The following is a 6,582-nucleotide window of genomic DNA, read 5'->3' on the forward strand; positions in this document are numbered from 1 at the left end:
ACCACGACCTCAGCCGGCAGGGCGGGTGGGCGGCAAAAGGGGAACGGCAGACGGACGGGGGTATGCCCGAGAGTGCGCCCCCTGTGGATGACCGACGGGGGGTGTCGGCCACACGGCATACCGTGGGCGCATGAGCTCTCCCCCGACCTCGGCCACCCTCGCGACCGACGCCCGCGTCGCCCTGCGCCGGCTCGTCGGCCGCGACGACGTCGACTTCCGCGACGGCCAGCTCGAGGCGGTCGAGGCCCTCGTCGGCGGACGGCAGCGGGTGCTCGTCGTGCAGCGCACCGGGTGGGGCAAGTCGGCGGTCTACTTCGTCTCGACCGCGCTGCGCCGGGCCGCGGGTGCCGGTCCAACGATCATCATCTCGCCGCTGCTCGCCCTCATGCGCGACCAGATCGGGGCCGCCGGACGGGCCGGCATCCGAGCCATGACGATGAACTCCGCCAACGCCCAGGAGTGGGGCGAGGTCTCGGCCGCCCTGGCCGCCGACGAGGTCGACGTCCTCCTCGTCAGCCCCGAGCGCCTCAACAACCCGCGGTTCCGCGAGGAGCAGCTGCCCGACCTCGCCCGCCGCTGCGGCCTGCTCGTGGTCGACGAGGCGCACTGCGTCAGCGACTGGGGGCACGACTTCCGCCCGGACTACCGCCGGATCCGCGACCTGCTGGCGACCCTGCCCACCGACACCCCCGTCCTCGCGACGACCGCGACCGCCAACGCGCGGGTGGTCACCGACGTCGCCGAGCAGCTCGGCGCGGGCGGCCACGAGGTGCTCACGCTGCGCGGCGGGCTCGCCCGCGACTCCCTGCGGCTGGGGGTCCTGCCCCTCGCCGCCCCAGAGCAGCGGGTGGCGTGGCTCGTTGCCCACCTCGCCGACCTGCCGGGCAGCGGCATCATCTACACCCTCACCGTCTCGGCGGCCGACGACGTCGCGGCGACCCTGCGCGAGGCCGGCCACGAGGTCCGCTCCTACACCGGCCGCACCGACCCCGCCGACCGCGAAAGCCTCGAGGAGGCGCTGCGCGACAACCGGGTCAAGGCGCTCGTCGCGACCAGCGCGCTCGGCATGGGCTTCGACAAGCCCGACCTCGGCTTCGTCCTCCACCTCGGCGCGCCCTCCTCCCCCGTGGCCTACTACCAGCAGGTGGGCCGCGCCGGGCGCGCCACTGCGAGCGCCGATGTCCTGCTCATGCCCGGTCCCGAGGACCGCGACATCTGGCGCTACTTCGCCTCCGCCTCGATGCCCCGCCAGGAGCAGGCCGACGCCGTGCTCACCGCGCTCGCTTCGTCGGGCAAGCCGCTGTCGACGGTGGCACTGGAGTCGATCGTCGACGTCCGACGCACCCGGCTCGAGCTGTTGCTCAAGGTCCTCGACGTCGACGGCGCCGTCTCCCGGGTGAGCGGCGGCTGGACGAGCACCGGCCAGCCGTGGACCTACGACACGCAGAGGTATGCCCGGGTCACCGAGGCACGCGACCGCGAGCAGCAGCTGATGGTCGACTACGAGCGCGGCGACGGCTGCCGGATGGAGTTCCTCCAGCGCGCCCTGGACGACGAGACCGCCGCTCCCTGCGGGCGCTGCGACCGCTGCGCCGGGCCCTGGGTCGACGACGCGATCCCGGACGCCGCCGTCTTCGCCACCCGCGAACGCCTCCGCAAGGTCGGGGTGCAGCTCGACCCCCGCGCCCAGTGGCCGAGCGGGATGGGCCGGCTCGGCGTGCCGGTGTCGGGCAAGATCTCGGCCGACGAGGCGATGGCCTCGGGGCGGGTCCTCGCGCGACTCACCGATCTCGGGTGGGGTCAGCGGCTGCGCGACCTGCTGCGCACCGAGGAAGGGGCCGCGGTCGCGACGGAGGACAGCGACCCGTGGGCCGAGCCGCCCGAGCCGCCCGAGCCGCCCGAGCCGCCCGAGTCACGTGAGACCGCGGGGCCCGGACCGAGGCGGGCCGAGGCGCCGCGTGAGCTGCTCGAGGCCTGCGTGGGGGTGCTGCGCGACTGGGGCTGGGACCAGCGCCCGACCGGCATCGTCGCCATCCCCTCGCGATCGCGGCCTCGACTGTCGCTCTCCGTCGCCCACGGGCTCGGCGAGATCGGGAGGCTCCCCGTGCTCGGTGCCCTCGACCTCGCCCGGGGAGGTCCGTCCGGCGGCGCCGGGGGCAACAGCGCGTTCCGTCTCGCGGGCGTGTGGGAGCGGCTCGTCGTCTCCCCGGAGCTCGCGCGGGCGGTCGCGCAGTCCGCCGGCCCGATCCTGCTCGTCGACGACCTCGTCGACTCCCGCTGGACGATGACGATCGCCGCGCGGGCCCTGCGTCAGGCGGGGGCCGAGGTCGTGCTCCCGTTCGCGCTGGCCAGCGTGGGCTGAGGCAGCGCGACCGTCACCAGGGGCAGCACGAGCTGGACGATGGGGCCGATCAGCGCCGCGTAGGCGATCGTCCCGACGCCGACGACACCTCCGAGCGCCCACCCGACGCCGAGCACCGTCACCTCGATGCCGGTGCGGACGAGGCGAATGCTCCAGCCCGTGCGGCGCGCGACGCCGGTCATCAGCCCGTCACGGGGGCCGGGGCCGAGCTGGCTCCCGATGTAGAGGCCGCCGGCGATGCCGTTGAGGAGGATGCCGCCGAGCAGGAGGAGGGCACGGTTCAGCATCGAGGTCGGCTGGGACAGCAGCGCCAGGCCAAGGTCGCTGACCACGCCGATCACGACGACATTGGCGATCGTGCCGAGGCCCGGCCACTGCCGCAGCGGCGCCCACAGCACGAGGACGAGCGCCCCGACGACGATCGTCACCTCGCCGAAGGTCAGCGGGAGCCGCGCGGCGAGGCCGATGTGCAGGACGTCCCATGGCGCCAGCCCGAGCTGGCTGCGGACCATCATCGCCATCGAGAAGCCGTAGAGCGACAGCCCGACTGCCAGCTGGGCGAGGCGCCGAGGGAGCCGGCCGGCGCGCAGCTGCTGGCGCGGGGTCATCGGGACGAGGTCGGTGCGGGCGAGGGCCATACCTCCACCCTGTCAGACGATTGGCCTGTGGATCCATAGCCACTTGTGGTTGAGTGGCCTGCATGGCTCCCGTCGCGATCTCCTCCCGCCGCGTCGCCGACCTGCTGCGGGCGACGACGCCGGCCGCCCGACCCGGACTCCCGGCATACCAGGGCATCGCGGAGGGCCTGCGCCGTCTCGTCGCCGACGGCCGCATCCTCGACGGCACCCGGCTGCCCAGCGAACGCGACCTCACTGCCGCGCTCGGGGTGAGCCGGACCACCGTCGCCGGGGCGTATGCCGTGCTGCGTGACCGCGGTTACCTCGCCTCACGTCGTGGCTCCGGCAGCGTCGTGACCGTCCCCGGGGAACCGTCGTCCGGCGGGCCGCTGTATCCGTCCGACGGTCTCGGCGAGGTCGTCGACCTCAGCCTCGCCGCCCCGTCGGCCCCGCCCGGGATGGTCGAGGTCTTCGAGGAGGCCGTCGCCGGCCTGGCCCACCACGTCGGGGGATCCGGCTACCACCCCTTCGGCCTCGCGCAGGTGCGCGAGCGGGTCGCCGCGCGATACGCCACGCGGGGGCTGCCGACCGACCCCGACCAGATCATCCTGACGACGGGTGCGCTCGCCGGCCTGTCCCTCGCGCTGCGGGGTCTCATCGGGCCCGGAGACCGCGTGCTGATGGAGTCCCCGACCTATCCGAACGCGATCGCGGCCGTGCGTGACTCGGGGGCGCGGACGGTAGGGCTGCCGCTCGACCCGTCGGGCCTCGACCCCCACGCGCTCGAGCTCGCGCTGCGCCAGAGCGCCGCCCGGCTCGCCTATCTCATCCCTGACTTCCAGAACCCCACCGGCATCCTCGTCGACGAGGACACCCGCGGCCTCGTCGGCAGGGCCCTCCGCCGGCAGGCTGCCGTGGCCATCGTCGACGAGACGCCGGCCGAGCTGCTGATCGACATCGAGGACGTCGCGATGCCCCGGCCCCTGGCCACCTTCGACGACCGGGTCATCACCCTGGGCAGCGCGAGCAAGACCTTCTGGGGCGGGCTCCGCGTCGGCTGGGTGCGGGCCCCCCTGCCCGACGTCCCGCGGCTGCAGCAGGCCCGGCTGTCTCTCGACCTCGGCGTCCCGGTGCTCGAGCAGCTCGTGCTGGCAACGCTGCTCGACCGCCAGGGCGCCGTGCTCGAGCACCGCCGTGCGCAGCTGCGCCGCTCACGGGACGCCCTCGTCGGCGCCCTGCACGACCGACTGCCCGACTGGCGCTTCTCCGTGCCGCCCGGCGGCCTCAGCCTGTGGTGCGAGCTGCCGGCCCCCCGCTCCACCGCGCTCTGCGATGCGGCGCTGCCCCTCGGGATCCGGCTCGCCCCCGGGAGCGCGTTCGGCGTGGGCGGCGGGCTCGAGTCGTGCGTCCGCATCCCGTTCGCCCTCGAGGCGGAGGTGCTCGTCGGGGCTGTCGACGGTCTCGCCCGGGCCTGGCGGACCGCGGTCGAGGGTCCGGTGCGCCCGGCCGCGCGGGCCTCCCTCGTCGCCTGACCCCGAACCGTCCACTCCTGCCTGCCCCCCTCGACCGCCACCCTCGCCCCTCGACCGCCACCCTGCCGAGGGCGACTCGGTAGGGTCCGGGGGTGACCGATGACCTCACCGACCCGGCCTCCCCCGACACCCGGCCCGACCCCGCCGCCGCCCCGAGCCTGCCGGCCCTGATCGAGCTGCTGGAGGTCCTCGACCTCCAGCCGCTGGGGTCCGCCCACATCAGCGTCAAGGGCGCGGCGGGCGATGCGGAGACGGACCTCGGCCTGTCCTCGGCGGCCGTCTTCGTGGGCCAGAGCCAGAAGCAGCACCACGGCAGGGTCTTCGGCGGCCAGGTGCTCGCCCAGTCGGTCATCGCGGCCGGTCGCACGGTCGAGGGCGTCGGCGACACCCCCCGCCACATCCACTCGCTCCACGGCTACTTCGTCCGCGCGGGGGACGACAGCCACCCGATCCGCTTCGCCGTCGAGAACATCCGAGACGGCAACTCCTTCTCCACCCGGCGGGTCCACGCGATCCAGTACGGCAAGCCGATCCTGTCGATGATCACCTCCTTCCAGTCCCAGTCCGACGGTCTCGAGCACCAGGACGCGATGCCCGCCGCGCCCGACCCGGAGTCGCTGCCCTCGCTCGCCGAGGTCGCCCGGACCGTGGACGACCCCCGGACCCGCCACTTCGCCCGGGACCGCCCGATCGACCTGCGCCACGTGGAGGGACAGATCCACGTCCGCCCCGGCCGCCAGCTCGCGCCCCAGCAGAGCGTCTGGCTCAAGGCGATCGGGCCCCTGCCGGACGACCCGCTCCTTCATGCGGCCGTCCTCGCCTACGCCTCCGACTACTCCCTGCTCGAGCCGATCCTGCGCCGGCACGGGCTCGCGTGGTCCGACCCACGCCTGCGCGTCGCCAGCCTCGACCACGCGATGTGGTTCCACCGTCCCGGTCGGGCCGACGAGTGGGTGCTCTACACCGAACGGTCCCCCACGGCCCAGGGCGGCCGAGGGCTGTCGACCGGGCAGATGTTCTCCTCCGACGGCGCGCTGATCGCCACGGTCGCCCAGGAGGGGATGACCCGCCTCAAGGGGTAAGGGGTGACCGGGGAGTTGGGTGTGACCGGGCCGACCTCCCTCCTGGTGAGGAGGTAAGCAAGCGCTCAGTAAGATTGACGCCGACGGCCCAGCCGGTATGCCGGCCCACCGGTCCGAGCCCCGACCCCCTGCAGTCCCCCTAGACGAGGAGCACCCCCATGGCCACCACCCCCCGCACCGCGATCGTCACCGGAGCCGCCCGCGGCATCGGCGCCGCCACCGCGAAGCGCCTCGCGGCGGACGGGCACGCGGTCGCGGTCCTCGACCTCGACGAGGCCGCCTGCGCCGAGACCGTCGACGCCATCACCGCCGCGGGAGGCAAGGCCATCGCCGTCGGGGTCGACGTCTCGAAGGCCGATCAGGTCGCTGCTGCCGTGACGCGGGTCGCCGACGAGCTGGGCGCGCCGACGATCCTGATCAACAACGCCGGCATCACCCGCGACAACCTCATCTTCAAGATGACGGAGGAGGACTGGGACTCGGTGATGGGGGTCCACCTGCGCGGTGCGTTCCTGATGACCAAGGCGGCCCAGGCGTACATGACGCAGGAGAAGTTCGGCCGCATCGTCAACCTCTCCTCGACGTCCGCTCTCGGCAACCGCGGGCAGGTCAACTACTCGGCCGCGAAGGCCGGCATCCAGGGCTTCACCAAGACCCTCGCCATCGAGCTCGGCAGGTTCGGGGTGACGGCCAACGCGATCGCCCCCGGGTTCATCCAGACCGAGATGACCAAGGCGACGGCCGAGCGCATCGGCGTGCCCTTCGACGACTTCATCGCGTTCTCGGCCAAGGAGATCCCCGTCCAGCGGGTCGGTCAGCCCGAGGACATCGCGGCGACGGTCTCCTTCCTGACCAGCGACGAGGCCGGCTTCGTCAGCGGCCAGGTCATCTACGTCGCCGGCGGCCCGAAGGACTGACGCCACCAACGCGCCGGCCCGGCCGAGGCCACCCGCCCCAGCAGCCGAGGTCGTGGTCTGGCGCTGAGGTCG

Annotated in this window: 5 protein-coding genes; 4 read left to right on the forward strand and 1 reads right to left on the reverse strand. The window is 73.9% G+C overall.

Annotation, left to right across the window (positions count from 1 at the left end; all coding sequences use genetic code 11):
• The first annotated feature begins 130 nt into the window (after positions 1–130).
• Entirely contained in the window at positions 131–2,362 is a 2,232-nt protein-coding gene (locus Q0R63_RS24355) for a RecQ family ATP-dependent DNA helicase (RefSeq protein ID WP_295703012.1), read from the forward strand.
• On the opposite strand, the gene Q0R63_RS24360 is transcribed toward Q0R63_RS24355, so the two are convergent.
• Positions 2,311–3,000 (reverse strand): hypothetical protein, encoded by a 690-nt coding sequence (locus Q0R63_RS24360; protein WP_295703015.1) that lies wholly within the window; start codon positions 2,998–3,000, stop codon positions 2,311–2,313. The genes Q0R63_RS24355 and Q0R63_RS24360 overlap by 52 nt on opposite strands.
• Before the next feature lie 62 nt (positions 3,001–3,062).
• Between Q0R63_RS24360 and Q0R63_RS24365 the strand changes: the two genes are divergently transcribed.
• The 3 genes from Q0R63_RS24365 (at position 3,063) to fabG (ending at position 6,510) form a co-directional block, all read left to right on the forward strand.
• Positions 3,063–4,511: a PLP-dependent aminotransferase family protein gene (locus Q0R63_RS24365; RefSeq protein ID WP_295703017.1), complete on the forward strand. Its 1,449-nt coding sequence runs from the start codon at positions 3,063–3,065 to the stop codon at positions 4,509–4,511.
• A gap of 92 nt (positions 4,512–4,603) precedes the next feature.
• The gene (locus Q0R63_RS24370; protein ID WP_295703020.1) at positions 4,604–5,593 is read left to right on the forward strand and encodes an acyl-CoA thioesterase II; all 990 of its coding nucleotides are present in this window, start codon (positions 4,604–4,606) and stop codon (positions 5,591–5,593) included.
• A gap of 158 nt (positions 5,594–5,751) precedes the next feature.
• Positions 5,752–6,510 carry a 3-oxoacyl-ACP reductase FabG gene (gene fabG, locus Q0R63_RS24375; RefSeq protein WP_295703023.1) on the forward strand — a complete coding sequence of 253 codons (759 nt, stop codon included), beginning with the start codon at positions 5,752–5,754 and terminating at the stop codon, positions 6,508–6,510.
• Positions 6,511–6,582: the final 72 nt, after the last annotated feature.

It is taken from the genome of Lapillicoccus sp., from assembly GCF_025353065.1.
GTDB lineage: Bacteria > Actinomycetota > Actinomycetes > Actinomycetales > Dermatophilaceae > Lapillicoccus.

What these genes read in the sequence shown, in the direction of transcription:
- Q0R63_RS24355 (WP_295703012.1), top strand. Translation starts at nt 131, where the DNA reads ATGAGCTCTCCCCCGACCTCGGCCACCCTCGCGACCGACGCCCGCGTC.
- Q0R63_RS24360 (WP_295703015.1), bottom strand. Translation starts at nt 3,000, where the DNA reads ATGGCCCTCGCCCGCACCGACCTCGTCCCGATGACCCCGCGCCAGCAG.
- Q0R63_RS24365 (WP_295703017.1), top strand. Translation starts at nt 3,063, where the DNA reads ATGGCTCCCGTCGCGATCTCCTCCCGCCGCGTCGCCGACCTGCTGCGG.
- fabG (WP_295703023.1), top strand. Translation starts at nt 5,752, where the DNA reads ATGGCCACCACCCCCCGCACCGCGATCGTCACCGGAGCCGCCCGCGGC.